The sequence below is a fragment of the Anaerosporobacter sp. genome, assembly GCF_965301125.1.
This window is the reverse complement of the sequence record NZ_CBDLAM010000263.1, coordinates 1-1,350: the sequence shown is the minus strand read 5'-3', so window position 1 is coordinate 1,350 and position 1,350 is coordinate 1. Positions and strand designations below refer to the sequence as shown.

Annotated in this window: 1 protein-coding gene and 1 pseudogene; both read right to left on the bottom strand. The window is 34.4% G+C overall.

Annotated features, from left to right (window positions below; translation table 11 throughout):
* Positions 1-262: pseudogene (locus ACW2QF_RS18280) on the bottom strand (chemotaxis protein CheC); the annotation flags it as partial.
* 52 nt (positions 263-314) lie between these two features.
* Complete coding sequence (gene fliM, locus ACW2QF_RS18275; protein WP_455717451.1) at positions 315-1,292, bottom strand: flagellar motor switch protein FliM; 978 nt, start codon at positions 1,290-1,292, stop codon at positions 315-317.
* Positions 1,293-1,350: the final 58 nt, after the last annotated feature.

The following is a 1,350-nucleotide window of genomic DNA, read 5'->3' as shown; positions in this document are numbered from 1 at the left end:
CGTTATTACCATCTAAACCTTCTCTGTAAGAAATCTGTATAAATACACATGGTTTTCCATACTCTTGCGATAAATTATCCCATGTAGAATAAGAAACAACAGGAGTTGTAATGACTACTTTATTGTTTACTAATGTAGACAATGTTGTAGCAGCCGTCCCCATGCTTATATTAGATATCTCACCGACCGCATCTTTTTCATCTGCTGTTAATGAATCAGATTGATCAGATGTCGTTTCATTAGCAGAAGAATCATCCTCAATGCTACCTAATAATGCATTGATTTCTTCTTGCGATAACATACCGTCCATATTCTTACTCCTCTCTTACAATTGATGTTACTCTGACAGCATATGTATCAGAAGAAGCTCCTGGAAGTGCAGTAAACTTCTTAATATTCCCTACATAAATATCAAGTTCATCATCTACCTTTGTATTTAGGCGTATAATATCACCTCTTTGAATGTTAAGGAAATCATTTACCGATAACATACTGTTACCAAGAACAGCTTTAACTGGAATCTTAGCTTTCTCAATAGCAATTTCAATAATATCTTGATACGCTTCATCATCCTTGACCTGCATTGTTGAATACCAATACTTAGTATTTAACTTATCAATTACTGGTTCTAAGCAGGCGTATGGTAAACAAACATTCATTAACCCTTCCACATTACCAATGCGTATATTCATTGTTACAATTGAGGTCATTTCACTTGGCTGAATAATTTGAGCAAATTGAGAATTTGTCTCGATTCTTTCCAATCTTGGTTCAATATTAATAACATTTTGCCAAGGTTCTATCAATAAGTTAGTACATATATTGAAAATTCTCTCAATTATAATTAACTCTATTTCCGAAAAATCTCTTGCTTTCTCTAGCGGATGACCATCGCCGCCAAGCATTCGATCTACAATTGCATAGCCTAAATTAGCTGCAAGCTCAATAATAATGTTCCCTTCCAAAGGAGCAAAATTAATAATACCAAGTAATACTGGATTGGATAATGCATTCGAGAACTCTGAATAAGCAGCTGCCTCTGAATTCATTACTTCTATCTGTACATTCTTACGAAGATACGCAGGTAAATTAGTAGACAACAATCTGCCATTAAGTTCGAATATGATTTCTAATGTTCTTAGATGTTCCTTCGAGAATTTTGATGGCCTTGCAAAATCATAGTTTTTAATCTGCTTCTCGCCCGTTTCCTTAATCTCATCAGCATCTAATTCACCACTACTTAACGCAGCAAGCAAATTATCTATCTCATTTTGCGAATAGACTTCGCCCATTGTTTCTCACCTCCTAGGTGATATTTTAGTCATATCAAAATTCACAAATCACAAAATA

What these genes read in the sequence shown, in the direction of transcription:
- fliM (WP_455717451.1), bottom strand. Translation starts at nt 1,292, where the DNA reads ATGGGCGAAGTCTATTCGCAAAATGAGATAGATAATTTGCTTGCTGCG.